Source organism: Pseudomonas sp. PS02302 (genome assembly GCF_029959585.1).
Classification (GTDB): domain Bacteria; phylum Pseudomonadota; class Gammaproteobacteria; order Pseudomonadales; family Pseudomonadaceae; genus Chryseomonas; species Chryseomonas aestiva.
This window is the reverse complement of record NZ_JASCON010000003.1, coordinates 42,837-66,436: the sequence shown is the minus strand read 5'-3', so window position 1 is coordinate 66,436 and position 23,600 is coordinate 42,837. Positions and strand designations below refer to the sequence as shown.

Genomic DNA, 23,600 nt, shown 5'->3' with positions numbered 1-23,600 from the left:
CTCAGAGACGTCGTTCGAGACGATCCAACCGCTCCGCCAGCGACTTGCGGGCATCGCGGATCACGCGCTCATCCTGGGTGTCGAGCGCTCGCTGGAAATCTTGCGCCAGGCCGCCGGCCCGCTCCCGGAGGTCACCCAGGCTTTCTTGATACAGGCGCTCCAGCCTGGCCATCAGCACGCTGTTCACCTGCTGATCGCGAGGATGCACCTTGAGGGCGGAAAGCGCTTCCAGGCGCTGCGCGATCTCTTCCGGGCTCAGGACGCCCGGGTTGTTCTCGATGACCAGGCTAAATCTCTCGCCGGTCAGCGGCACGTGTGCCTCTGCCTCCAGCAGCCCGTTGTTGTCATAGGTAAAGCGCACCTCGATTCGCACCTCACCCGCCCGGCGCGGTGGCACAGGTACCTCGAGCTCGCCCAGGTAGATGTTGTGCTTCACCAGCCGACTCTCGCCCTGGAAAATGCAGAGCTTCACCGCGGTCTGATTGTCGTCGAGCGTGGAGACCGTCTTGACCCGGCTGACTGGGACTACGCTGTTGCGCTCGATGATGGGAAGGTAGATCCCATATTCCCGCCGGAGGTCATCGCCTGACGTCGTTTCGATGCCGAGCGTGTAGGGACAGACGTCGGTCAGCACCACTTCGTCCAAGGAGGCGTGCCTGGCCTTGAGCGCGGCTTGGATCGCGGCGCCCTGGGCCACGACTTCATCGGGGTTGAGCTGCATCGACGGAAAGCGGCCGAACAGGCCGGCGACCAGGCGGCGTATCAAGGGCATACGGGTGGTGCCGCCTACCAGCAGCACCTCATCCAGATCGGCGGCGTTGATCCGTGCGTCCCTTAGCGCGCGCTCAATCGGGGCGCGCATTCGATCGAGGAGCGGCTGGTAGAGAGCCATCACCTCATCCTGAGTGATCTCCAGGCTCCACTCACGGCCGTGCTCGTGGATAGCAAACTGCGCCCGGGGCTGCTGTCCGAGCTGGTGCCGCACCCGCTGTGCTTCACGGCGCAGGCGCTGCGCCAGCGCGCCGGTGGTGGCGTCAGACAGGCCCGCGGCCGCCGGCGCCGCCAGGAAGTGCGCGACCAGGACGTCGTCGAAGTCTTCACCGCCGAGGAAGTTATCGCCGGCGCTGGCGCGGACCTCCATCACCCCTTCGAACAGCTCGAGGACCGACACGTCGAAGGTCCCGCCGCCTAGGTCGAACACCAGGAAGGTCGTTTCTTCCTTGTGGTGCAGACCATAGGCGAGGGCGGCGGCCGTAGGCTCGTTGATAAGCTTCTCCACCTTCAGTCCCGCTAGCTCGCCGGCGATACGGGTGGCCTTGCGCTGGGCATCGCTGAAGTAGGCCGGCACGCTGATCACCGCTTCGGTCACCGGCTCGCCCAGGAAGCGCTCGGCATCCTCTTTGAGGCTGCGAAGGACCAGCGCAGAAAGCTCCTCCGGGCGGTACGGCCGGTGCCCTAGCAGCGTTTCTTGCGCGCTGCCCATGTAGCGCTTGAACAAGGCGGTGGTCATCTGCGGATGTGTCTGCAGGCGCTCGCGGGCGATGTCGCCAACCACCAGCTGGCCATTGTCGTCCAGGCCAACCACGCTTGGGGTCAGCACCTTGCCCAGTGCATTGGGGATCAGCTGGGCAACTTCGCCGCTCCAGACGGCGACCAGGCTGTTGGTGGTACCCAGGTCTATGCCGATGATCATGCTCGCTCCTTGCGCTATGCGGACCCGCGCAGGTCCCGTCAAAGGCCGTTATTAGAACGGCTACCACCTGGAGGGTAAAGAATCAGCCGATCGCGCGTTCCGAGCGGGGCGTCAGCGGCCGGCGAAGGTGCTTGCTTCACCTGGGCCAGTAAGCCCGCAGGCGGTCTTCGGGAACGCAGCGCGGTCATCCGGTCAAACAGTGTGGCGCGGCCGAAAGGCCAGCAGCACCAGGTGGGACTTCCCGGAGGCGACAGGGCATGTGCAGTCACTATGAGGCGCCGACGCCGGCGCGGTTGAAAAGCGCGTTTGGCGCGCCCTTCGACGAGCAATACCAAGGCGAGCTATGGCCCCTCTACATGGGGCCCTTCGTCCGGCTGAACACAGTCGAGGGGGAGGAGGATGGCGCACCGGAGTACGACATCTCGGTAGGCCAGTTCGGCTTGCTGCCTGGTTGGGCAAAGGACAGGAAGCTCGGGCGCGGCACCTACAACTGCCGCTCGGAAACGGCCGCCACGAAGAACTCCTTTCGCACGGCCTGGAAGAGGGCCCAGCACTGCATCATTCCAGCGGCGGCGATCTATGAGCCAGATTGGCGTAGCGGGAAAGCGTTGCCGACACGGATCGAGCGCGCTGACGGCGGCCTGATGGCGATTGCCGGCCTGTGGGAGGAATGGAGCGATCCCGACGGTAAGGGGCGCTTCAGCTTCACCATGCTGACCGTCAACGCTGACGATCACCCCTTCATGAAGAACTACCACCGGCCTGAGGACGAGAAACGGATGCTGGCGATACTGCCGAATGGGTCGATCAAGGACTGGCTGATGGCATCGGCCGAAGCCTCGACGGGCTTCCTGCGCCAGTATCCCCCGGACCGCCTCCAGGCGGCTTGAGCGCTCCCAGCCTCTCGTGTCCACCGGCGCTGCGAGCGATGCCGTGCCGGTTTGACTGGGAAGGGGTAGCATTACCGTGAGTACGCAGGCGAATCAGCGAGATTTGATCATGAGCGAGAGAGAGAACCTGGAGCTTGAGTCCCGGCGTCTCCAGGTAGAAATGCAGCGGATGATCGTCCAATCCATGAGAGATACGGCCGAAATAAACCGGAAGAACCTGGAAATGCTCTCCAAACCAGCTTGGCGATCGGCCGAGTATTTCTGGCTCCCGCTGGGCATCGGCTCCGCCATGGCCTTGATTCCGATGGCAGTCGTTGTTCTGCTACACAAGATGTCTTAGCTCCCCGTCGGCCTATCTTCTATATCGAGTTTTGAGCGAGCCAAAGCCGTTCGGAGATATTGGGGAATGAGTAGCCATGCGTGATCTCCGACAGACGACGCTGCTCACCCCACGCCGCCGCGGCTACCAAGACTACTTGGCCGGCTTGGGCGACCCCTGCCCGTACCCGAACAACACCGTCCAGACGATCGAATGGTGGGATGGCTGGGTGATTGCCGAGCGGATCCTTCGAGAGCTTGATGAGGACGCCCCGGTTTCTGGAATTTGAAATCTGAGGGCCAGGGGCTCAACAGCTGCTCAGATCTCAAGGGATGCGCTGTAATTTTATATAGGATCTGGGTCGTCAAGGTAAGGGGTTCGAGGATTGGAGAAGTAGTAACCAATCGCCGCAATAGTCGGAACGTGAGCTCTATAATTTGGCTGGCTTACTAAGTCTTTGCAGTAGTCACTAACGTACTCTTCATCAAAGTAATACATTCTGAAGAGCATAAACGTTGTGTTCTCTTTTTCGAGCAGCCTCCGTAATTCTGTGGGCAGAGCGATGGCACAGACATCCAGCATGTTTACGGATTTAAAATATTCTTTGTATTCGTCTAGGTATCTGTGGCGATACTGCATCTCTGCAGCGTTGACGTTGGCTGCAGTTAGGTCCCCGTGACTTATTGAATCCCTGATCAAGCCGGTGAGGGTTACCTGCTCCAGTTTAGGACTTAACTCGTTCCACAACATGTCCTGCCAAGCGATTCTAAGCACACGCTTTTCAGGGCCTTCCCTAAGATCTTCGTAAATCCCATGAAAATTGCCTCCAAGATTCGCCATCGTGCTGACAAAATCGCATAGTCCCGTGATTCTTAGGTCTGTTGCAGAAACCTGGCTCAACACCCAGGACATTTTGCTGATCTGTGACTGTGCAGCGTTCATGAATACCATCTGCTGCTCTTTCTCAGCCTGCTCGCTGGCTTGTTCATTGGCCTTTTTAAGTTGTTTGAAACCAACCCAAAACGCCCCTACTGTTGCGAATTGGCCTAGGGCTTGAATTACGTCATTGACACTTAGAGGAAGGCCAAGTTGCTTTATATTGCCTCGCTCAAAGTATAAGCCTATAATCAAAGGAACAGCAGTGCATGTGGCAGATAGTAATATACGGTTCCGACTGCACCAAGACTTGAAGCGGTTGATATTCAAAGCGATCCCTGCGAAATTGCAATTGATTGCAAAATCCTAGTGTATCCGAATTTGGGCAGCGAACACCGCTCTCCCGAAGTAATATCATCCCGATAGAGCGACGCGCGCTCATGGGCAACCCCGCCGGCACCGCCGGCAGCAACCAGAGGTAACAGTATGAAAACATGTGTGGTCTACGGCAGCATGGGTTCGGAGCGGACGTCCGACCAGTACCCCACGGTAAATCTTTGTGACGACTGCTACAGCGATCGCCGATCCAAAGGAGCAGATTCGGAGGTCGTCACGGCGAACGCGACCTACGAAGCGGACCTGGGTGATTGCGACGACTGTGGCAAATCCGCCGCAGACGAAGCTCACGAGCAGAGTTGATGTCAGCGCCCGGACGTAAAATGCGCGTCCGGGCACCCTGCCGCGGCGCGCGTCGACCTCGCATAACAGTGTCTATGCTTCATGCTTGGAATAGCTTTCAGGCCCAATGGTGTGCGCAAGCGAAAGCTTGACTTAGCTTTTGACTGCGGTTTGAAAATCAAAATGCCGCGTTTTGAAATTTCCTACTTTCCGAACCTAGCGCGGGATATTTTTCTAATTCGCATAATCATAATTATGTTAAATTGGATATGGGTTTTGCGTGATAGCCGCTCTTCGCCATCATCAGTTCATTCTTAAAGGAAATTAAGAAGACCTGACAATTATCTCCTACTTCTTCCAAAGCAGGTCATACATGTCTTTCTTAGCAACGCCGAGTAGCTCATTCTTATAGTCAGACCTACAAAAATCCAAAAGTGTCCTTTCAGCGGTTATAAAAAAGCCTAATCCAAAAACCTTCTCGAGTTCCGGAATGCGCTCCGGCCGATAGATACGCAGACGGGAGGTCAGCTTTGAAACCTCCTCCTGGTGTTTCGCTAGGCGCTCTTCCATAAGGAACGTATTGATGGAGTTCCTTGCTTCTGCATAATTAATGTTTTCAGAGTCGGGTGCAGAGATCATAACCTTTGGAGTTGCTGTAATACCTTCAGCCATTAGATAGCTCAAGTAGTCATCTACATCGAGTTTATGGGATACGCTTTCAGTGCTACAGTAAGGGTGTAAGTGAGGTATTTCAAAAAAATTTTTCGTTGACTTTAAGCTTGAGTTGCAGGGATGACAGCTTGGAACCAGGTTGTACAAAGCGAGTGAGAGGTAAGGATAGTAGTCTTGTGAATAAAAGTGGTCGAGCGGCGGTCTTAGGCTAAGTTCAGACGAGGTTGAGATTATTGTATCTATATTAGTAAGCTGACAGTACGGACAAAGTTTGTATATCGCACCGCTACAGAGCGCATAAGCGTTCCACCCTGGCTTCGATTTGCTAGAAAAATAGCTATAGTTGAAAGTTTTTTTGCACGCCATATGGAAATTATTTCTTTCCTCGTCACTCAGCTTTACAAGGCGGCTCTCTATATCAATTATTATTGCTTTGAGTCGATCTGCAGGTGCAAGAGCTATTTCACCTCCGTAGTCCCTTATAAAGTGATCAAGTAGAACGCAAGAATGCGGTTCACTTTTTTTAATAACGTCCTTGATATATTTATCATGTTTTTCCTGAATCTTTCTTGGCCAGCAATCTGTGATATTTATAAGCATGGCTGTTAATCTTTTCTAATCTGTTCATTAAGCATTGCCATAAGCTGCTTACGCAGCGCAGGATCACCGATTACAGAAATCTGGCTAGGCGACACTTCCTCGCCATTTCGAATCCTATCGATTAGCTCCCTAATAATCTTCGCTGTGAAGCTACCTATAGTGCCAGCATTGGCAATTTCGCGCATTACTGTCTCCACTGGAGCACCGAAGGTTGGCTGATCACTGTCTTGTGGAATATCCATAATTCTTTTTATGCTATCCTTGTCTTCTAAATTTACAACAAACTCTCTCGGAAAATCTGACATCAACACTGGGGAGTGCGTGGTGACAATAACCTGGACTGTCTTAAACCAAAGTTTTATGTTGGCAATGGTCTTATCTAGATAATTTATGTAATGCTGCTGCCATTTCAAATGCAAAAATGCATCGCCTTCGTCTATTAAAAGCAGTAGATGCTCATTTTTTGGATTTGGAGCCAGATCGGCAACTGCCTGCGTTATGCTCGCGAACTGATCGAATAGGGCCGCGGCTCCTGAGCTGAGTTGGTTGAACTTAGTAAAGCCAACTCTCGATATGTCAATGTGATGTAATAGGGCGTGTTGACTATGATTTATTTCATGTAAGTCATTCTCTAAAGTTCTATCTCTTAGTATTCTTGATACATGGCGCAGGGTGCCAATCGCTGATCTAAAAGCCGTTCTTGATTTGGTTCTTCTTTGAGATATATTTTTAATCCGGTTTATGCTTATCGTAAATCCCAGATCTTCTAATAGCTGAAGATCTCCGCCAAGACTGGCTTTGCAAGACCTCTTTGCGGAAACATATGCCCTTAACCTTATTGCATAGTCGTCTCCTGCTAACGCTTTATATGTTGTTAAAAATTTAGATCTTAAGTGTTCTTGTTTACTCCTAAGATTGAGAAACTCTGGGCTGTCGTAGGTGGCTTTCGTTTCACGTAGTTCTAAATGGACATGCTCTAAATAATCATACTCGTTCTGGATCTCCACAAATAAAGAGTCTTGAATAAACCTTCTTCGGGCGATTAGGGTTAGTAGGTTTTCTATGTCGCGATCTGTAATCGGATCAAGCTTTAAATAGGATAGGATATTTATTTTGAATTCTTGTTTAAGTTCCTCCGCTATGCGTGTCTCAGTATCGGTAAGAGATTTGGCCAGTTTAGATGGCCGTGGTACTAGCATCTTTAAGTGAGGGTCTGAAACCGGCGTTTCTCTCAGGTATGGAACTGGCGTATAGTAAATTATGCACGTTTTATATTTTTCTTCAGGATGATCGAAGGCAACACTGTCATGCGCTTTTCTGTCGCCAGAAAGGATTTGATTCATAAGCGAGAACAGGCAAGCTGTTTTGCCTGAGCCATTTGGCCCTACCAATAACGTCATCGAGTTGGCCTGATATAGGCTGTCTCTTCCGAGGTTTATAGTTTTAGAACGATGTAGTTTAATTTCTCGTCGCTCATGAAGAAAAGACCTGATCAACTGTTTCTCCTTAAGTGTTCGATGTCTCGTGTGTAGTGCTTATTCATTGCTTGGATTGATTTATTTGTACGGCTTCGTCCTGCGTTAAATCGAATATATTGGGCTTGCCTTACGCCGGCAGGAAAGCGCTAGCCGATTCGGAACTACCGAGCCAATGATCGGCAGGCCAAAGGTAGCAAAGACTATCAGGTCATTGCCTTCCACCTGAACGAGCCCTAGGTGGGCGCAAACCCGCCGCATCTACGTCACGCTGCTCCTTAGCATGTCCTCATCATATCGGTCGGAATGACGAGTCATGCTGCATCCCCAAAACACCACTCGTGATGCTCTTTCACTGCCGCATGGTCATCAGCGCCAAGGCGAGCTAAGCCCTACCCTCGCGCGCCTTGCCGCGGCCTACGGTAAGGCGATGACGCCCGAGCAGATCGCCAAAGAGTTGGAGTACAGCGCCACCTATGTGGCGAAGAAGATCGGTGCCGCCGGCTACGAGCACCTGCCCTGGGTCAAGGCGATAGCCCCTCATCGGCGAAAGCGCGGCCTACGCTGGGTCTACGCGACCGAAGCCGTCGCGAAGTACCTGGACACTCCCCAATGAGGCGGACCGTGCACATAGCGTTGTTCAGCGCTCTGTGGGTGAGCCTGGCTCATGGTCAGGCCGGTGCTCCGGCTCCTGCTTCCCCGGGCGCGAAAGATTCTTTCGCTGCACCTGGTAGCGAGAGCTTCTACCGAGGAAAGGCCGAGGGGTGGTTCTGGTACAAGGACCCGCCCGAGGACGAGCCTGAGCTCGAGGTGAAAGCGCCGCTCCCTCCTCCACCGCCACCCGCGCCGATGCAAAAGGCCGAGCCGCCGGCGGCGCCTGCAGCGGAACCTGGCCCCGAGCTGTTCAGCGTCGCCTGGATCCGCGACAACCTGCCCAAGTACCGCGATCGCGCGATCGATAATCCGACCGATGCCAACGTGCAGGCCTACTACTACCTGCAGCGCGTCATGATGGACAAGTCGTCCAAGTTCTCCGAGCGGTCCAGCCAGGTGATCATGCGTGATCCGTTCCTCGACGAGGACAGCCGGCGGCCGGTGGCCACCTATGCGGCGAACGCGCTCAATCGGGAAGTCTCGAACAACCGGGACAAGGTGCTCAAGGGCCTGGCCAACAAGGTCGGCCTGTTCTTCTTCTTCAAGGGCAACTGCGTGCTCTGCGCTGAGCAGGCCGCCGTGCTGCAGTCCCTGACGGCGGCCACCAGCATCCGGATCATCCCGGTCTCGCTGGACGGCGCGCCCCTCGACAATGGGCTGTTCGCGAACTACCGCACGGACGATGGTCAGGCCAAAAAGCTTGAGGTCTATCAGGCCCCTGCCCTCGCCTTGGCGATCCCGCCGGGCCGGACCGAGATTGTCGGCTACGGCGCCATCACCCTGGACGTGCTGTTCAACCGGGTCCTGATCGCTGCGCGCGAAGCCTCGCTCATTGACCAGAAGACCTTCGCCTCCACGCAGCCCTTCTTCGACAACGGCCTGCTGACCCTCGAGGACAACGATGGGCTCAGCCAGGACCAGATCGACCAGGACCCCGCCGCGTTCGTTGAGAGCATGCGCCGCAAGCTCGCCCGCAAGACCATAGATGGAGAGGTGCCCCATGAGGCGCAGCAGTAAGCAGTCGTTGTGCGCAGCCGTGCTGGTTGTGGCCCTCGCGCCCCTGGGCGCCTATGCCAACATCGAGAGCCAGCTGGACTCGATGTTCAACTCGATGTCCAACAGCACCGACCCGGGCATGTACCAGACGGCAACCCGAGGGGTAGTCAGTGGCGGCTCGATGCGGATCCGCAACCAGATCGCGACGGCGCCGGTCGTCTCCTTCCGGCCGCCCTCCTTCCAGGCCGGCTGCGGCGGCATCGACATGTTTGCTGGCTCCTTTTCGTTCATCAACGCTCAGCAGTTTGTTCAGTCGCTACGCTCCATCGCCTCCAACTCGGTAGGCGTAGCGTCCGGCTATGCGTTCAAGCTAGCGCTCAAGGCGATGGGGCCGACGGTAGAGAACACCATCGCCAACCTGCAGGAGACTATGCAGGATCTCAACGGCCTCATGTCCAATAGCTGCCAGCTCGCCCAGGGCCTGGTGACGGACGCGTTCTCCGCGTTCGAAGGCAAGGACAACATGCAGACGGCCACGGGGAACACCGTGAAAGGCCTTGCTGACAGCTTCGGCTCGCTGTTCTCCGGCAGCACCAACTCGAAGTCGCCGACGGAAGAGAAGAGCAAGGCTGGCAACTTCGTCAGCTGCGAGGACACCGGCAACGTCGTCTGGTGCGCCATGCAGCAGTACAACAGCCAGCAGTTCTTCAAGTACGGATCTCAGCAGACCGACGAGATGATCATGTCCTTCACCGGCTCGGTAGTCATCACCGGCCTGGTGGACGCGGCCGATGGTAAGGGGCAGGTACCCGAGACCAAGCCGATATTGCCGACCAGCATTTCGCTGCAGGACATCGTCGAGGGGCAGAAGACCCAGACGGTGCCGATCTACTCCTGTGCCGGGGACACAGCGGCGTGTCTGGCGCCCAGTATCAACCCGATCGCTTTCGACGGCTTGGCGGAGAAGATCATCAAAGGCTTCAATGGCTCGAACGGCTCCGTCGGCATCGTGAACAAGTGGGCGACTAACACAGGGGCGTTCACCAACGATGAGCAGGCCATCCTCAACATGATGCAGAAGCCGGGCTTTGCCGGCATGGTCCAGCGCCTGTCGCAAGGTAGCGAATCGATGGCCCGCGGCTTCGTTTCTGCCCACGCGAAGATGCTCGCGCTCGAAGGCGCGTATTCGCTGGTGAAGTCCTACATCGACTCGGCTGAGACAGTGATCACCCGCGGCAAGATGGTCGACAAGCTAGGCAAACCTGCCGGGGAATTCATCGGTACCGCACGTGACCGCTTGGTGCAGGAGCATCAGGCGCTGCTGAGCCGCTACGGCAACGAAAACGACCTGGTGCTCGATTACGAGGCGCGCATGAAGGTGCTGCCCACGCCTGCCGCATTTATCAACGTCGAAAAACCTGTGCAGGGAGCTCAGTAATGGAGTTCTCAATCTACTCGGTAGGGTCGGCGACCTACCTCGAAAGCATCCTCAACGCCGTGGCAATGATCTCGGGATCGGGCAGCATCGAATCGTTGGCCAAGGTCGGTCTGTTGATCGGCGCCCTCTTCCTTGGCTTCCAAGCGGTATTCAAGAACCAGGCTATCCCTTTCCAGCAGGTGGGCGTGGCCCTGATCCTGTACATGGCACTCTACGGCCCCACCGGCCGGGCGGTCGTGGAAGACGTTTATGACGGCACAGTCGTGGTCGTCGACAACGTGCCGATCGGACCGCTGTTCGTAGGGTCCGTGGTGTCCAACATCGGCTACAAGCTGACCAGGGAGATGGAGCAGGCCTTCTCCACGCCGGCCATGACGACCTACGGGTTCGCCGACCCCCTCACGACCTTGATGAAGGTGCGCGGCGCTACCCGCAATGTCCTGGCGATGCCGTCTGTGATGGGCGACACCCGCGCCGGGGGAGACTTCGTACGGTCGTGGATGACCTATATCAAGGAGTGCACCCTGGTTGGGGTAGGCCGTAACGTGGCGGCCTACGGGGCCCTGATGCGAAGCAACAACCCTGTTGATTCCATGAGATTCGACAGTCAGGTTTATGGGACAGAAATCTTCGAGGGCAACACCGGCGTCGGTACCTACTACAACTGCTCGGAAGCGCACACACATCTCAAGGCGCTCAGCGCTTCAACGCAGAGCGGCATCATGGACGATGTGGCAAAGCTGGCGTTCCAGAAGCCTGGCAAGACGGTCACCGGTGACGATGTCACCACCCGGGTGGACGATGCACTTCGCGGCTTGAATCTCCAAGTGGCAGACGCCCGTGCCTTCACCATGGCATCCGTGCTGCTTCCGATCTTCGAGCGCGCGCCAGCACAGAAGGCCCTTGAGGACCAGCAAGGTGCCTACGCCATCATGCTCAGCCAGGCTCAGGCGCAACAAGCCACCCAGTGGGCTGCAGAAGGCTCGATGTTCACGCGCTATGTCCGGCCATTCCTGACGTTCTTCGAAGGCCTCATCTACGCCATCACCCCCATGATGGCGTTCCTCCTGGTGATGGGTACCTTCGGGATGAATCTCATCACCAAGTACATCACCATGCTGTGCTGGATGATGCTGTGGCAACCCATGTTGGCCATCGTCAACCTCTATACCAACTGGTACACCGGCACGGTGATGGAGGGGCTGCTCGCGACCACCAGCAGTGTCACGGACGGCAATGCCCTTTCGTTCGAGATGATGAAGCAGATGATGCCTGCCCTGGACAGCGCGATCGGCGTTGCCGGCTTGATGGCATCCTCGGTACCAGTGATCAGCATGTTCCTAGTCACCGGTAGCGCGGTCGCGTTTACCAGTATGGCTCAGCGTCTCGGGGGCTCCGATCAGATCAACGAGAAGATCGTATCGCCTGACGTTGTTACACCGTCCGCGGGCCTGCAAACGACCCCTCATGCCACGAGCGACTACGATAAAGGCCTAAGGATCAATGGCTCCGAAAATCAGCGTGGAACCATTGATATCTCGCAAGGCCTCTCCAACACCATGCAGAGCCAACGGGCCCAGGCAGAGCAGTCGTCTGAGACCTTCAACAAGCAACTGATGAGTTCTTTCGCAAAGCAGTTCGAATCGGCGAAAACAATCGGCGAGCAGGCCGAGGTCGGAAGAGCGATGCAGAGCGCTTTCGGCTTGAGCCGCAATGCGGAATTCAATAGCGGGTACCAAGCGGCTAAAAGTAGCGGGCTATCAAGCAACCAGATTGACGCAGCAGTTGCTGCAACTACACTTTCTGCTAACGGAGCGCTGAAAGCGCCGATGGGGGCTGTCGGATCTGCTTCCGTGGGAGTTGGCGGCAGCACTGCCTCGAGCATCCAAACAAGTGACACGCAAAAGTTAGAAAGTGCGGTGAGTAGTCTGAAGTCTTCGGGACTCAGTGAAACAACAAAAAATGCTATCGATAAAACCGAAGGCTACAAGGTAGCAGAGAACTTCCAAAATTCGGAACGCCTCGGGGTATCTCAATCGGATCAGGAAAGTCTGTCCCGCTCTGCACAAAAAGCTATTTCCGATAATAAGCAATACTCTGAAACTGCTGCATATCAGAAGAGCGTCGGCATGTCCGAAAATATGGGCGTTGACTCTTGGGCAGGTCGTGCGATTCGCGAAGGCAAGGCTGATTCCTTGGTCAATGAGGCAATGAATAAATATCCTCAGGACTTCAAGGAGCAGCACGCACTCAACGCAAGTATGCTTGATCCCGAGCGCCGCGATGTCGGCGCGGCGTTGATCACGCTAGGTAAACACAATGACCTTGGTGTACTGGCCCGGCCTCCATTGAATCACGACGAATACAGCAACATTCGCCAGCTACAGCCACGGGAGTTCTCGGACATTCAGCGCCCCAACACCGAGGGCGTAGAGCGCGACACCGCTAATGCGGGTCACCAGGTGTCCAGCGGTGACTTCGCGCAGCGTCACAGCGCTGGTTATGCGAATGCGTCAGGCCCAGCAGCCACGAAAGCGGTCGGCGATGCCTGGAAGAGCCACGACCGTACGATTGAAGGCTCGGGCCAAGCCTATGCTCAGCGCGCGATGCACGACGAGCGCGCCGCTGCGGAAGGCAGGCTTCGGGATAAGTCCAGAGACGTCGATAACCGCGGCGAGTCCCTTACCAACATCGCCGGCTCGGCTATTGACCGTGCACGTGATTGGGCAGGCCTCAAGCCTCAATTTGAAGCGTACAAGGCGAGTGCGGAGAACCTGGGGCTGCAGGGCGCTCAACAAGACGTCTATGCGAGTGCAAAGCTGGGGCATCTGGACAATGCCGAAGTGAAGCAAAAGTGGGACGGGTATGTAAAAGAAAAGGGGATGGACAAAGAGCTGGCGGCGGGCATGTACGAAAACATCGTTCAGGCTGCTCGGTCCAATAACGGCAATGGCGCGCTAGGCGACGTTATGACGTTAAATCGTGCGGATGATATCGTGGATGACGTGAACCTTCGAGGGTTACAAAAAGGCCACTAAATAAAGCCCGCGTAAGCGGGCTTTATTATTCACCCTCGATAATGTCTTTTATGTGAACGTCTCGCAGATAATTCTCACCCATACGATACGGGTTGTAGATGCCGTCCTGCATCTTTTCAAGCTCCTCTATTGCTGACATGTCGTTCGTCTTCCGGTCACTACTGATTGAGTTACCGTGAGCCATCGCGTGTACTAGAGGCACAAGAGAGATTAAAAACTGCAATCCGCAATACTGGGCTGTCTTCCCAGTGAAGATAGCAGCAGCCGCTCCGGCGACAGTGAAGATAAGGAAAGCTGTAAGGTAAACTGAGTTCTTGGCTCGCCCGGCTATCCAAGCACCGATTAGCATTGCGGAGATTATTGCAATCGCCGCGCAAGATACGAGATCGGCGATTTCAGTTCTATCATCGTGAAGGTATACGATCCCGGTTCCCGATGCTAAAACAGGAAGGATGATCTGCAAGAAAAAGCTCAGTTTGGTCTTGTTTAGATTGCGATTGATCCCATAGAAGACGTGCGAAAAACGTGAGCCGCGCGGTTGCTGTACATCCACTGCAAGTTTATCGACCAAGTTTACGACGCACGCAGTTTGACGCTGGCTAAAGCTGTCAGCCGAGATCAGGTCCTGTATCGACGACACGGTCCGAGTTAGCTCCAACGAGACCCCTTTAAATCTCGTTAAATTGATCGACGCAAGGTCGATGCTATCTGGTGGTAGACCTAGATAGCCTTCGAGCAGGGCTTCCGCCCTACGCACTTCCCCGGCAATGATCGGATGCATGATGCACCTCCTGATTCGATAGACCTATGGTATCGCAGGTCCCAAAAACGCAAGGCTCGCTAAGCCGCCGTTCGCGCCGCTGATGCGCCCTTCCCTCCGTGTTCTGGGCCGCCGCTAAGGCGAGCCAGGCTCTGCGCCAGGCGCGGCTGCTTGATCACGTGCGAGAGGGTGCGCCTCGAAATGGCCGATAGCCACCCGGGCCGCCTCAGCGAAGCTCGTGATGGACTGCGCCACCCAGAGGAGGTGTGGCTCGGCCTCGTCATCCAGATAATCGACGGACACCGCATAGGCGCCGCCCCAGGCCGTAGAGTCCTGGATCTGGATGCGAGTTGATCTCCCGCAGATCTGAAGCACGAACTCGGGGTCGCTAGCATCGGTCCCGGCTCGTTTCTTGAAGCTGTAGCTGGTCATGTGATCGTCCGCTGGATGGGGAAACTGTGTGCTTCAGCAGAACGTATCTGACGCGGTGGAAATGCAACCCCGGCCGCGACGCTAGTCCCCCGTGCGAGCGCCTGGCTTGCCCTGGGCCACATAGGCGATGGCGCCGAGCCGATAGGTCGAGGTCGTAAGGAGCGCAGGTCGGGCGCTGTCCTGTGGCCGCTGGCTACCGGTGGGCAGGTAGAGGTTGTGCTCTGCCCAGACCTCAGCGCGCGCCACGATCGACGTTGCGCAGGGCCAAGGCCTTGCCGGCGAGCACGAACAACCGCAGGTGGGCCTTGATGATGGCGTCCCACTTTTCGCCGCGCTCACCGAACTAGAGCGTGCAGCGTGGATGTGGCGCCACGGCCTGGTGCTTGATCCTCACCAGGTCGTCTGCCAGGTTCGCGATGGCGCGCAGGTCCTGGTGCTTGGGCGTCTGCTCGATGGGCATCCTCTGGTGCAGCGCCCGCCTGCAGCTGCTCACTCCCGGTGGCCACCTGTACCCTCCGGTTGCTGGTGGCTTGGCCAGGCCAGGTGAACGAGATCCGTTGTGGCGCTCCATCGAAGGCGTGGAAGGTGTGCAGCGACGGCGCCCAGGGCGCTCTCGCATGACTCGAGCTCGTCGATGATGCGCCGCTCGGGTGCCTTGATGATCAACACGTCTTGCAGCGCGCTCGCCTGCCGGCGGAAGTAGCCCGGCTGGCGCATGACGGGGTCGGCGGCATAGCCATCAGACACACGTAGCCAGGCACACCGCTGCTTCAGCTGCTTTGTTCGATCGTCGGCTGGACGATGCGGTCGATGGGCAGCCAGATCCTCAGGGAGGATACGCTTCGCTAGCGGAGCGCTCGAGGGTCAAGCGGCGCCTTCAGAAACGTTCGGATATTCGATGGAAGCCTGTCTGCAGCAGAGCTATGCGCTGTCTCTGGTGTGTGGGAGCCGCAATAGGATGCCAGTGTGCTGACGAATCAAGAGATCAAATGGGCCGCGCTGCTCGTAGTGGTCGTGAGCGTTGCGAGGGCGCTGTTGCGAAAGCGGTGGCCTGATCAGGTGCGACGATGGGAGCACCTGGTCGATCTGTCGATCTTGGTGGCGGTGATCTTTTTGATGATGGCAGCCCTTACCAATCTAGGCAGGGAGCCGGGCCGACCGATGCCTGCAGGGCCGACCAGGATTGCCTCCGTGACGCTGACGGATATCTCGCTCGAGAGCCACAGCTGACCGCAGGCGCTAGGCCGGTGACTCGTAGGTGATGCCGCCGAGCCGATACGTCGAAGGCGTCTTGAGCGGTACGCGATCACCCTCCGCCACTTCCATCCGCTGGCCACCGGTGGGCAGGTAGAGGTTGCGCTCAGCCCAGACCTCCGCCCGTGCCTTCACATCGCCGCGCTGGCGGCCGCGGGCCGCACGATCGAAGTCGCGCAGCGCCGAGACCTTCGGCTCGGCCTCGCCGGCGAGCATAAACACCGGCAGATTGGCCTTGATGATGGCGTCCCACTTCTCTCCGCGCTCCCCGAACCAGAGAGTGCAGCGCGGGTGCGGAGCGACGACCTTGTGCTTGATCAGCACCTGGTCGTCAGAGAGGTTCGCGATCGTGCGCAGATCCTGGTACTCGGGCGTTTGCTCGAGCGGTATCCCTTGCTGCTGCGCCCTACTCTCGGCCTCCGCCTGCAGCTGCTCACGCACGGTGGCCACCGGTATCCGCTGGTTGCTGGTGGTGTGGCCAGCCCAGGTGAACGAGATCCGCCGCGGTGCGCCGTCGAAGGCGTGGATGGTGCGCTGCAGCTGCTTGGTGGTGACGCCGGCGCCCAGGGCGCGCCGCAGGAGCCGCGGCCGCATCTCGGGTGTGTAGCCCAGGGCGAGCCGAAGCGCCTCGATCTCGTCGGTGACCACCTGCTTACTCGCATTGATGGCCAACACCTGCGGCAGCACGCTGGCCTGCAGGCGGAAGTAGCCCGGCAGGCGCATGACGGTGCCGGCGGCTTGGCCAACGTCGCGCTGGTGGCTGGCCAAGGCCGCGGTGGCCAACGCGATCGCCGCCTGGCCGTCGATCTCCTGGACCTCTAGGACGTCGGGCGTCTTCTGCTCGTTCAGCAGCGGCACCTGCCACACGCGACCGTCGACCACCAACCCTGGCCAGGTCGAATTGAAGCTGGTCAGCTGCTCGACGAGCACCTGGTGCGCACGCTGGATCCCTTCGTACATGGTGGTGCCCTCCTCACGGGCGACGTTCCCAACTAAAGAAATATACCACCCCTATACAACGCAAGCCCCTATCCAACCTTTTCCCTTCCCACCCCACGGCGACCCTGACCCCTTTCCTTCCTTCTCTCCTTCTCTTCTTTCCTTCCCTTCCCCTTTCATCGCGCGCGGGGCGCGGGCGGTCAGTAAGTGAAGCTAGGCAGAGGAGATGCAGGGGGGCTGGAATGAGAGGTTTGTATAGGGGTGGTATATTTCTATAGCTGGATATGGTTAAACGTATGGCGATGAAGCCGGTAGCGAGCAGCACCTATCAAGTTTTGCTCGCATAGCCCTATCTCGTTGAGATGGGCTATGCGAATGAAAAGCCATCAGTCTCGGAGGCGGCTCGCTAGCCGGGAGAGATCTTGCGACACAACGTGGAGGCTTTCACTGGCGCTCTGGGTACGCTGCAGGTCCTCTTCATTGTGCTGGGCGACGGTGACGATCTCCGCCAGGTTGCGGGCGATGTCCTCGGCCACCGAGGTCTGCTCCTCGGCCGCTGTGGCGATCTGCCGGTTCATGTCGCGAATGGCTTCCACGGCCAGGGTGATGCTGCGCAACCGCTCGCCCGAAGCCACCACTTGATCGCGTCCGGCACTGCTTTCTGCGGCGCCCGCACGCACCGCTTCGGCCGCTTCGTGGGCGGCGCCCTGCAGCGTCGCGATCAACTGATGGATCTCACTGATGGAGCTGGCCGTGCGCACCGCTAGGCTACGCACCTCGTCGGCCACCACGGCAAAGCCACGCCCAGCGTCCCCTGCCCGCGCGGCCTCGATGGCGGCATTGAGCGCCAGCAGGTTGGTCTGATCGGCGATGCCGCGAATGACCTCCAGCACACTGCCGATACGCTCGCTGTCGTGTTCCAGGCGGGCGATGACGGCGGCGGTGCGGGTGATCTCGGCATGCATCCGCTCAATGGTGGCGATGGTCTGGGTCATGCTCACCTCGCCTTCCTGGGCCGCACGATCCGCGTCGTTGGCCGCCGTGGCGGCGCTGCCGGAGTGGCGGGCCACCTCTTCCGCCGTGGCGCTCATCTCGTGCATGGCGGTGGCCACCTGATCGGTACGCGAAAACTGGTCGCGGATACCCTCGCCGCTGCGTTGGGCGATGGTGCCCAATTCCTGGGTAGTGGCGTCGAGCGCCCCGGTGCCCTGGCGCAGCTGGCTAGCCAGATCGACGAAAAAGTCGCGCAGGCGATTGGCGGCGCGGGCCAGCCGACCCACCTCGTCGCGCCGCGACTCGGCCAGGGGCTGCCCCAAGCGACCCTCGCTGAGCTGGACCAGTTGCTCGGTGACCCGCGCCAGCGGACCGACGATGCGGCGGTTGACCAGCCAGGCGCTGAGCAGGGCGATCAGAGCGGCGAAGGCGAGCATGGCGCCGACCGCCAACAGCACGGTGCGCCGCGCCTCGGCACTCAGGGCCTCGGCCTGGCTGTTGGCGCGCGCGTTCAACTCGGTGACCAGACCGGACAGCTGCTCGGTGGTGGCCCGGTCGATGCCCTTGACCGCGGCATCGCCCTGGGCCGCGGCATAGTCCGCTGCGACATAGGCCGCCAGGCCCCGTCGATAGGCTTCGCCCATCTCCCGGTGGCTCTGGGCGAGCTGCTCTAGGCGCTGGCGCAATTCGGGTTCATCGGTCCCCCGGCGCAACTGTTCCAGTGCGGTCTGGACCCGCGCCTCCTCTTCCTGGAATTGCTTCCAGTAGCGCTCACGTAGATCGGCGGCACCGCCACGCAGCAGCACGTTCTTCCACTCCTGCACCTGGGACTTGAAGGCCAGGTTGGTGGCGTCCACCAGCCGCGCCTCTTCCAGCGGACCGGTGAGGAGTCTTTGATAGCCATCCAGTTGGCGGGACAGCAGGCCGAAACCGGCCAGGGCAAGTGCCAGCAACAAGACCAGGCCGCCGCCGATGAGCAGCAGCAATTGAGCACGCAGGGAACGAGAGGGATTCATGGAAAGGGTCCGAGAGGATGGCGCGGGTGTTCACTTGACGACATATTTGTCGCAGTAACTCTTAAATTATTTGAAAGTCCGACGATTGCCATACCCCTTCAGCCGCACGGTCGTTTTGTGGCTACCGAAGGTGTAATCCGTCCGACGATAGCCTTGGTGTCTGCCTCAGCCTCCAGGTCGACAGGGATCTGCAGCTGCGCCAGGCCCTGCTGGCCAGCCCAGGCAGTGCACCGGCGCCGGCTGCAGCTGGTGATCGAGGTCGACCAGGATCTGCGGCCGCACCAGGCTCTTCCGGCCAGCCCAGGGCTACGCAGCGGTGCCGACAGCGCCTGCTGATCGAGGTACGCAAGCTATAGCACGCAAATTTTTTTCTGCTGGAAGCCATTTTTGCTATCAAAAACGTTAAAATGCAATCAATAGCGCTTACTCAGACCAGCATCTATAAGCAGTATTGCTATCAGAAGGCAACGAATCATGGCACTGACTATTCGTAACGTAACCGATGAGCAAATCGAAGCCTTTTCTGCTCTGACCGGAGAGAAAACAGCCTCGAAAGCAATCATCCAAGCTGCAAACTTAGGGGTTCGTAACACCGCCCGGCTAGAGATCGCCAATCAGAAGATCGCCGAACTAGAGGCCCTGATCAGACGCATCGCCGGCCCGTGTGAAGCTATTGTCGAGGCAATCAATGGGCCAGCCGAATGATGCCATCACTGGAGTTTGGAGCTGGCAATGTCGGCTGAAACGCCCCGGGTGATGATCCGTGAGGCTTCAGGCCAGCAGACTTGGAAGGAGCATGAGCTACCTGACCTTCGCTCCCTTACCCGCGAGCTTAGGGCCCTAGCTCCTGCGCTGGTAGCACCAGCAGCAACCGTTGACGATGCGGTTGAGTGCATAGCGGCCCAATTTGGGTTTACAGGGGGAGTTACCTTTGTGGATGTGACTACGCCTGTAGGTGCTGTGCGGATTCTACGGGACAGCCTTCCACACATCGTCGAGAAGCGCGCGGACGCTAGGGAGAGGTATGTTCGCTATGCCCTAGATACCCTCACCGGGCCGTTCGAGGTCTGGAAGGTGCTCTATACCAACGATGACTATCGGCTGGCCTTCATTGGGGCATATGAGGCCAAGAATCAGATGCTTGTGGTCGTGACTGTGAAAGATGGGCTGTTGCTCTGGAACTTCATGCATGGCGACGCCAGGTCGATGAACAAGCATCGTCATGGTGAGCTCTTGTTCCGCCGATATGAAATCGAGAGCAAAGAAAAAGGGCAGCTATGAGCTGCCCTAAGAGTGTTTGCCTGATATTTGCATCCTCAGACTAGGATGAAGAGGTCTCACCTGACGCTGATACCGCAACTATCAACGAGGTTCCTACGCCAGCTATAGCCGCTGCGGGGCAGCTGGTTTCGCGCTCTTGTGAATCATATTACGCATCAATGACCCCTTCGTCAAACAGTCGTGATGGACGCCTTTGATTGCAATCTGGTCCCTAGATTATGACAGTCAACGCGAGAATGCATCATTGTACTACGCGGTCTAGGCACCGGAGGCATCTGGTGATCGAGGTTGAACAGGGTCTGCAGCTGCACCAGGTCCAGTCGGTCAGCCTGCGCCGCGCGGCTGGTGATTGAGGTCGACCAGGATCCGCATCTGCCGGCCGGCGTGCGGCTGCGCAGCGGTGCCGGAAATGCCTCCAGCCCTGACACAAGAACGCATCGCCGAAAGGATAGGACCGTATTTGGTTTTAATTTGGTCCGACAAACGATAGAGTGGGCCGCATTGCAGTGAACATTGGGATCTATCAATGCGAGTCGAAACGATCAGCTACCTGAAAAAGAATGCGGCCGATCTTGAGCTCACTGAGCCAATGATTGTTACCCAGAATGGCAAGCCGGCCTATGTGATCGAGGCCTATGCGGATCGTGTCCGCCGCGATGAGTCCATCGCCCTGGTCAAGCTGCTGGCGTTGGGATCCAAGGAGTACGAAGCCGGCGAGCACATGTCATCCGAGCAGCTGAAAGAAGGCCTGCAGCAGCGGTTCGGGGGCGATAGCAAATGACCGCCAGGGCTTTCCAGGTCCGGTTCAGCGCTTCGGCAAGGACCGGTGCGCTCGACCAGGTGCACCACCTCGCGAAATCGGTTTCTCGCCCCGAAGCACTCGCCAAGATGACCAGCGTCGTCGACGAGGTCGCCACCGAGCTCCGGAAGTCACCACTCGCTCACCCGATTGCCGCCGCCGGTGCCGAGTTTGGCATCGCCAGGTATCGCGAGATCGCCAAGTCTGGCTATCGAGCGGGATACCTGATCGACGAGGCGCGGCGCGAAGCCGTAGTGCTCGCCATCTTTCGCGATGGCCAGGACATCCGAGAGCTGCTGTATCGACACCTGCTGATCAGCTGAGCCAAGCCGCGCATAGTAGGGGGAGGTCAGCCACCCACCGCGCCCGTACGGTGCGATCGCTTCGACGCATCGCCTCGGGCGACGAGACCCTAATGAACCCGCGCATGGTGACAGCGAAGTGCGCGATCTTCGTCATCGGTGGGCCAGACGGTGGCATTGGCCTCGGGTCATCCGGTCTGGGGTACTGGTGACCGGCGGAAGGCCGATGCTTAGGCGCGAGAGGCTGTCACACGTGTCAGCGCTAAGCAGCCCGGGGCCGCCCCGCCACGCCCATTCAGCCGGCGAAGAAGCACATCCAGACTATGGCGACCCCTGCACCGCCGATGGCGAGGCGGCTGATAACCCGGGCGGACGCAGTATCGGTCGCTCGCGCCTCAAGCGCACATAGGCCAAGCAGCTCAGCTACGACGAAGCCATACCAGCCAGGATGCACTTCAACAACTGGTGCAGGGTCGAGGCCACGTGTGAGCCAACCGAATGTGCAGATGAACAGGACCAACAGCAGCAGGCCGAGCCACGGCCAGTTTCGGACGACGTAGCTCTCTCGTTTCATAGGTATGGGTTTCAATAGACCGCTCCATAGTGCAGACCCCAGGCATGTCTACCGGAGACGGGGTGAACACCGCATGCTTTGACGACCATTGTCGCTGCCAGTAGCGCTCGGATTTGAGCAGTTCATGCCTGGAAAGGGCGGAAACTCCGCGTGGAACGTGCCGAAGGAGCGCTCGTTGATGAACACTGGTTCGGCTTAGCCCCAAAGCCACAGGAAAGCGCCAACAACTGCCGATCCAGCTGTCATGGCCAGGGTGAAGTTATGACGCTGGATGAGCATAACCAGCGCCCAGCGAAGCGTACGTTTCGACGCCTCGCATAAATCGCGGTTGAGCTACTCTTCCGCAGCAGATGCTAGGTGCAGCTCGAGCGCGTGGATTACTCGCGTCCTGGCGCTACCAGCAGTCGCCCCGCCGTGCCCCGCAACATCGCTAGGCATGTCGGTACGTCCAGATGAACTTGCTTGGCGAGCACACGGATGCCCAGGGCACCCAAATGAAAGACCTTGTCCGGGGTGATCGGCACGTTGATCGATTGGCGTTGCTGGAGCAGGCGCAGGTAGAGCACACCGCGCTCAGGCTGGTTAACCAGGGTCAGCCCTTTGTCGCCGGCGGCGCCATGATTGCGCGCTTCGAACGTCGCCGTGATTCCCAGGACGCAACACATAAACGCCGGCATTTCGCGAGGCGTAATCTGGAGCGTCAGCTTCTCGGACCAGTCGAATTTTTCGCTGGATCCCTTGCGCCCGGCACCGTCCACCGCGAGCACGGTTTCCTGCGCCTGATTCAGCACCACCTCGAACTTCAGCGCGGCAGATCCGCCGTAAACGTGGAAGCCCTCGAATTGGTCGGCCACCCTCATTCCCCGGAAGCAGGGCTAGTTGCCCGGGGCGCCTTACCGGTGCCCCTGGGAGCCGGCTTCGCAACCGCTTTGGCAAGCTGGCGCTCCAACGCTGCGATTCGGGCACTGCTATCTTTCTGGACGCGCTCTAAATAGCGCTCTGCGGCTTCCCGGCCGGCGTCGGCCCGGGCGAGCTTGTCACCCAGGGCGCGATTCTCCACTCGCAGCTCTGTGAGGATCTCAAGATCCTGGGCGCGCGTACGCTCCATTTCCTGGATCTGCCCCGCGGCGCTATCAGCCTCAGAGCGAGCGATGGCAAGCCGATTGCGCATTTCACGGAGCTCGACCTGGGTATCAGCAAGACGCTCTTCAGCTGCGGAAGCAGAACGCTGATGCTCTGCGCTCGCCGCTTCTGCGGAAGCCTTCTGGGCGAACGCCAGGCTCAACTCGGCCTGACTCTCGGCGAGCTGGTCCCGAGCTTGTTGCGCCTGCCCTTCTGCCTCGGCAAGCCGCTCGGCGAGACTGGCGTTCTCCTCGGCCATAGCACTGAGCTGGCTGTCCTTCAGCTGAAGCTCGTTGGCCAACCCGTCTATCTGCTGCTGACTGCGCTCCTGATCGGCCTCGAGGCCTTCCAGCACGCCGCTGGCATCGTCTTGCTCAGCCTCCAGGCGGGCGATCTCCTGCCGCGCCTGCTCGAGCTCCAGCACAACCTCTTTGCGCGCCGCAGCCGCTACCAGGTCAAGGGCACCGGCCAGAGCGTCCTGCATTGCCTTGGTCTGCTTGGCGACTGCGGTTTCGATAATCGCCGTGGCTTCCTCCGGCAGCGGCCTGGTCGGAATGGCCCCACCCGGTACCCCAGTGTGGTGTCGCTGCCAGACGCTGAGGAGCGTTTCGGGGCGGCCTCCGCCGAGGGTAGTCCGTAGCGCCCAGCCATTGACCTTGCGCCCACCTGCCAGCAGCTGCTCGCCGGCGGCGATGACCTCTGCGTCTGTAAATTTGCGTTCAGCCATGGCCGCCTCCGGGTAATGGAAAACAGCATAGTAAAGCCAAACACAGCTAACAAACAATTAGGTTAGGTATAT

At 58.3% G+C, this 23,600-nt stretch carries 24 protein-coding genes and 1 pseudogene; 12 read left to right on the top strand and 13 right to left on the bottom strand.

Features of this window, described 5'->3' with window-relative positions:
- Position 1 precedes the first annotated feature (1 nt).
- The gene (locus QMX82_RS01995; RefSeq protein WP_064306997.1) at positions 2–1,693 is read right to left on the bottom strand and encodes an Hsp70 family protein; all 1,692 of its coding nucleotides are present in this window, start codon (positions 1,691–1,693) and stop codon (positions 2–4) included.
- A 257-nt stretch (positions 1,694–1,950) separates the two neighbouring features.
- Here QMX82_RS01995 and QMX82_RS01990 point away from each other — a divergent pair, with 257 nt between their 5' ends.
- The 3 genes from QMX82_RS01990 (at position 1,951) to QMX82_RS01980 (ending at position 3,191) form a co-directional block, all read left to right on the top strand.
- Positions 1,951–2,583 carry an SOS response-associated peptidase gene (locus QMX82_RS01990; protein WP_173150425.1) on the top strand — a complete coding sequence of 211 codons (633 nt, stop codon included), beginning with the start codon at positions 1,951–1,953 and terminating at the stop codon, positions 2,581–2,583.
- A 109-nt stretch (positions 2,584–2,692) separates the two neighbouring features.
- Entirely contained in the window at positions 2,693–2,923 is a 231-nt protein-coding gene (locus tag QMX82_RS01985) for a hypothetical protein (RefSeq protein WP_064306995.1), read from the top strand.
- A 76-nt stretch (positions 2,924–2,999) separates the two neighbouring features.
- Complete coding sequence (locus QMX82_RS01980) at positions 3,000–3,191, top strand: hypothetical protein (RefSeq protein ID WP_064306994.1); 192 nt, start codon at positions 3,000–3,002, stop codon at positions 3,189–3,191.
- Positions 3,192–3,247: 56 nt separating this feature from the next.
- Here the strand turns inward: QMX82_RS01980 and QMX82_RS01975 are convergent, their stop codons facing one another.
- The 3 genes from QMX82_RS01975 to QMX82_RS01965 form a co-directional block, all read right to left on the bottom strand.
- Positions 3,248–3,853 carry a hypothetical protein gene (locus tag QMX82_RS01975; protein ID WP_064306993.1) on the bottom strand — a complete coding sequence of 202 codons (606 nt, stop codon included), beginning with the start codon at positions 3,851–3,853 and terminating at the stop codon, positions 3,248–3,250.
- A gap of 951 nt (positions 3,854–4,804) precedes the next feature.
- Positions 4,805–5,728 (bottom strand): hypothetical protein, encoded by a 924-nt coding sequence (locus QMX82_RS01970; protein WP_156522272.1) that lies wholly within the window; start codon positions 5,726–5,728, stop codon positions 4,805–4,807.
- Between the two features lie 5 nt (positions 5,729–5,733).
- Positions 5,734–7,224 carry an AAA family ATPase gene (locus tag QMX82_RS01965; RefSeq protein WP_082900358.1) on the bottom strand — a complete coding sequence of 497 codons (1,491 nt, stop codon included), beginning with the start codon at positions 7,222–7,224 and terminating at the stop codon, positions 5,734–5,736.
- A 295-nt stretch (positions 7,225–7,519) separates the two neighbouring features.
- Between QMX82_RS01965 and QMX82_RS01960 the strand changes: the two genes are divergently transcribed.
- The 4 genes from QMX82_RS01960 to QMX82_RS01945 are packed head-to-tail and all read left to right on the top strand — an operon-like array spanning position 7,520 to position 13,329.
- Positions 7,520–7,819, top strand: a complete 300-nt coding sequence (locus tag QMX82_RS01960) for a hypothetical protein (protein ID WP_064306990.1) — start codon at positions 7,520–7,522, stop codon at positions 7,817–7,819.
- Between the two features lie 8 nt (positions 7,820–7,827).
- Entirely contained in the window at positions 7,828–8,874 is a 1,047-nt protein-coding gene (gene traF, locus QMX82_RS01955; protein ID WP_231893019.1) for a conjugal transfer protein TraF, read from the top strand.
- Complete coding sequence (locus QMX82_RS01950; RefSeq protein ID WP_064306988.1) at positions 8,858–10,291, top strand: conjugal transfer protein TraH; 1,434 nt, start codon at positions 8,858–8,860, stop codon at positions 10,289–10,291. Before traF ends, QMX82_RS01950 begins: the two co-directional genes overlap by 17 nt.
- Positions 10,291–13,329, top strand: coding sequence for a conjugal transfer protein TraG N-terminal domain-containing protein (locus QMX82_RS01945; protein ID WP_064306987.1), 3,039 nt, complete (start codon positions 10,291–10,293; stop codon positions 13,327–13,329). The genes QMX82_RS01950 and QMX82_RS01945 overlap by 1 nt, the downstream gene beginning before the upstream one ends.
- 25 nt (positions 13,330–13,354) lie before the next feature.
- Here QMX82_RS01945 and QMX82_RS01940 read toward each other — a convergent pair whose 3' ends face one another.
- From QMX82_RS01940 to QMX82_RS01930, 3 genes are all read right to left on the bottom strand, one after another.
- Positions 13,355–14,110, bottom strand: a complete 756-nt coding sequence (locus QMX82_RS01940) for a hypothetical protein (protein ID WP_064306986.1) — start codon at positions 14,108–14,110, stop codon at positions 13,355–13,357.
- Between the two features lie 114 nt (positions 14,111–14,224).
- Positions 14,225–14,521, bottom strand: coding sequence for a hypothetical protein (locus QMX82_RS01935; RefSeq protein ID WP_064306985.1), 297 nt, complete (start codon positions 14,519–14,521; stop codon positions 14,225–14,227).
- Between the two features lie 343 nt (positions 14,522–14,864).
- Positions 14,865–15,014 (bottom strand): hypothetical protein, encoded by a 150-nt coding sequence (locus tag QMX82_RS01930; protein ID WP_156522271.1) that lies wholly within the window; start codon positions 15,012–15,014, stop codon positions 14,865–14,867.
- Positions 15,015–15,487: 473 nt separating this feature from the next.
- Here QMX82_RS01930 and QMX82_RS01925 point away from each other — a divergent pair, with 473 nt between their 5' ends.
- Complete coding sequence (locus QMX82_RS01925) at positions 15,488–15,751, top strand: hypothetical protein (RefSeq protein WP_064306983.1); 264 nt, start codon at positions 15,488–15,490, stop codon at positions 15,749–15,751.
- 9 nt (positions 15,752–15,760) lie between these two features.
- On the opposite strand, the gene QMX82_RS01920 is transcribed toward QMX82_RS01925, so the two are convergent.
- The 3 genes and pseudogenes from QMX82_RS01920 to QMX82_RS25870 all read right to left on the bottom strand — a co-directional run.
- Positions 15,761–16,735 carry a DNA replication terminus site-binding protein gene (locus tag QMX82_RS01920; protein WP_064306982.1) on the bottom strand — a complete coding sequence of 325 codons (975 nt, stop codon included), beginning with the start codon at positions 16,733–16,735 and terminating at the stop codon, positions 15,761–15,763.
- A gap of 365 nt (positions 16,736–17,100) precedes the next feature.
- The gene (locus QMX82_RS25880) at positions 17,101–17,814 is read right to left on the bottom strand and encodes a methyl-accepting chemotaxis protein (protein ID WP_442969367.1); all 714 of its coding nucleotides are present in this window, start codon (positions 17,812–17,814) and stop codon (positions 17,101–17,103) included.
- A gap of 156 nt (positions 17,815–17,970) precedes the next feature.
- A pseudogene (locus QMX82_RS25870) lies at positions 17,971–18,144 on the bottom strand (HAMP domain-containing protein); the annotation flags it as partial.
- Positions 18,145–19,197: 1,053 nt separating this feature from the next.
- On the opposite strand from QMX82_RS25870, the gene QMX82_RS01910 reads away from it, so the two are divergent.
- The 4 genes from QMX82_RS01910 (at position 19,198) to QMX82_RS01895 (ending at position 21,126) form a co-directional block, all read left to right on the top strand.
- Entirely contained in the window at positions 19,198–19,428 is a 231-nt protein-coding gene (locus QMX82_RS01910; RefSeq protein ID WP_064307025.1) for a hypothetical protein, read from the top strand.
- Positions 19,429–19,455: 27 nt separating this feature from the next.
- Positions 19,456–20,004, top strand: coding sequence for a PBECR2 nuclease fold domain-containing protein (locus tag QMX82_RS01905; protein ID WP_082900361.1), 549 nt, complete (start codon positions 19,456–19,458; stop codon positions 20,002–20,004).
- Positions 20,005–20,530: 526 nt separating this feature from the next.
- On the top strand, positions 20,531–20,785 hold the full coding sequence (locus QMX82_RS01900) for a type II toxin-antitoxin system Phd/YefM family antitoxin (RefSeq protein WP_064307026.1): 255 nt from the start codon (positions 20,531–20,533) through the stop codon (positions 20,783–20,785).
- Positions 20,782–21,126 (top strand): hypothetical protein, encoded by a 345-nt coding sequence (locus QMX82_RS01895; protein ID WP_064307027.1) that lies wholly within the window; start codon positions 20,782–20,784, stop codon positions 21,124–21,126. The genes QMX82_RS01900 and QMX82_RS01895 overlap by 4 nt, the downstream gene beginning before the upstream one ends.
- 274 nt (positions 21,127–21,400) lie before the next feature.
- Here QMX82_RS01895 and QMX82_RS01890 read toward each other — a convergent pair whose 3' ends face one another.
- The 3 genes from QMX82_RS01890 to QMX82_RS01880 all read right to left on the bottom strand — a co-directional run bounded on the left by QMX82_RS01890 (position 21,401) and on the right by QMX82_RS01880 (position 23,528).
- Positions 21,401–21,694, bottom strand: a complete 294-nt coding sequence (locus QMX82_RS01890) for a hypothetical protein (protein WP_156522275.1) — start codon at positions 21,692–21,694, stop codon at positions 21,401–21,403.
- 362 nt (positions 21,695–22,056) lie between these two features.
- Complete coding sequence (locus QMX82_RS01885) at positions 22,057–22,539, bottom strand: hypothetical protein (RefSeq protein WP_064307029.1); 483 nt, start codon at positions 22,537–22,539, stop codon at positions 22,057–22,059.
- Positions 22,536–23,528, bottom strand: a complete 993-nt coding sequence (locus QMX82_RS01880) for a DNA-binding protein (RefSeq protein ID WP_064307030.1) — start codon at positions 23,526–23,528, stop codon at positions 22,536–22,538. The genes QMX82_RS01885 and QMX82_RS01880 overlap by 4 nt, the downstream gene beginning before the upstream one ends.
- Positions 23,529–23,600: the final 72 nt, after the last annotated feature.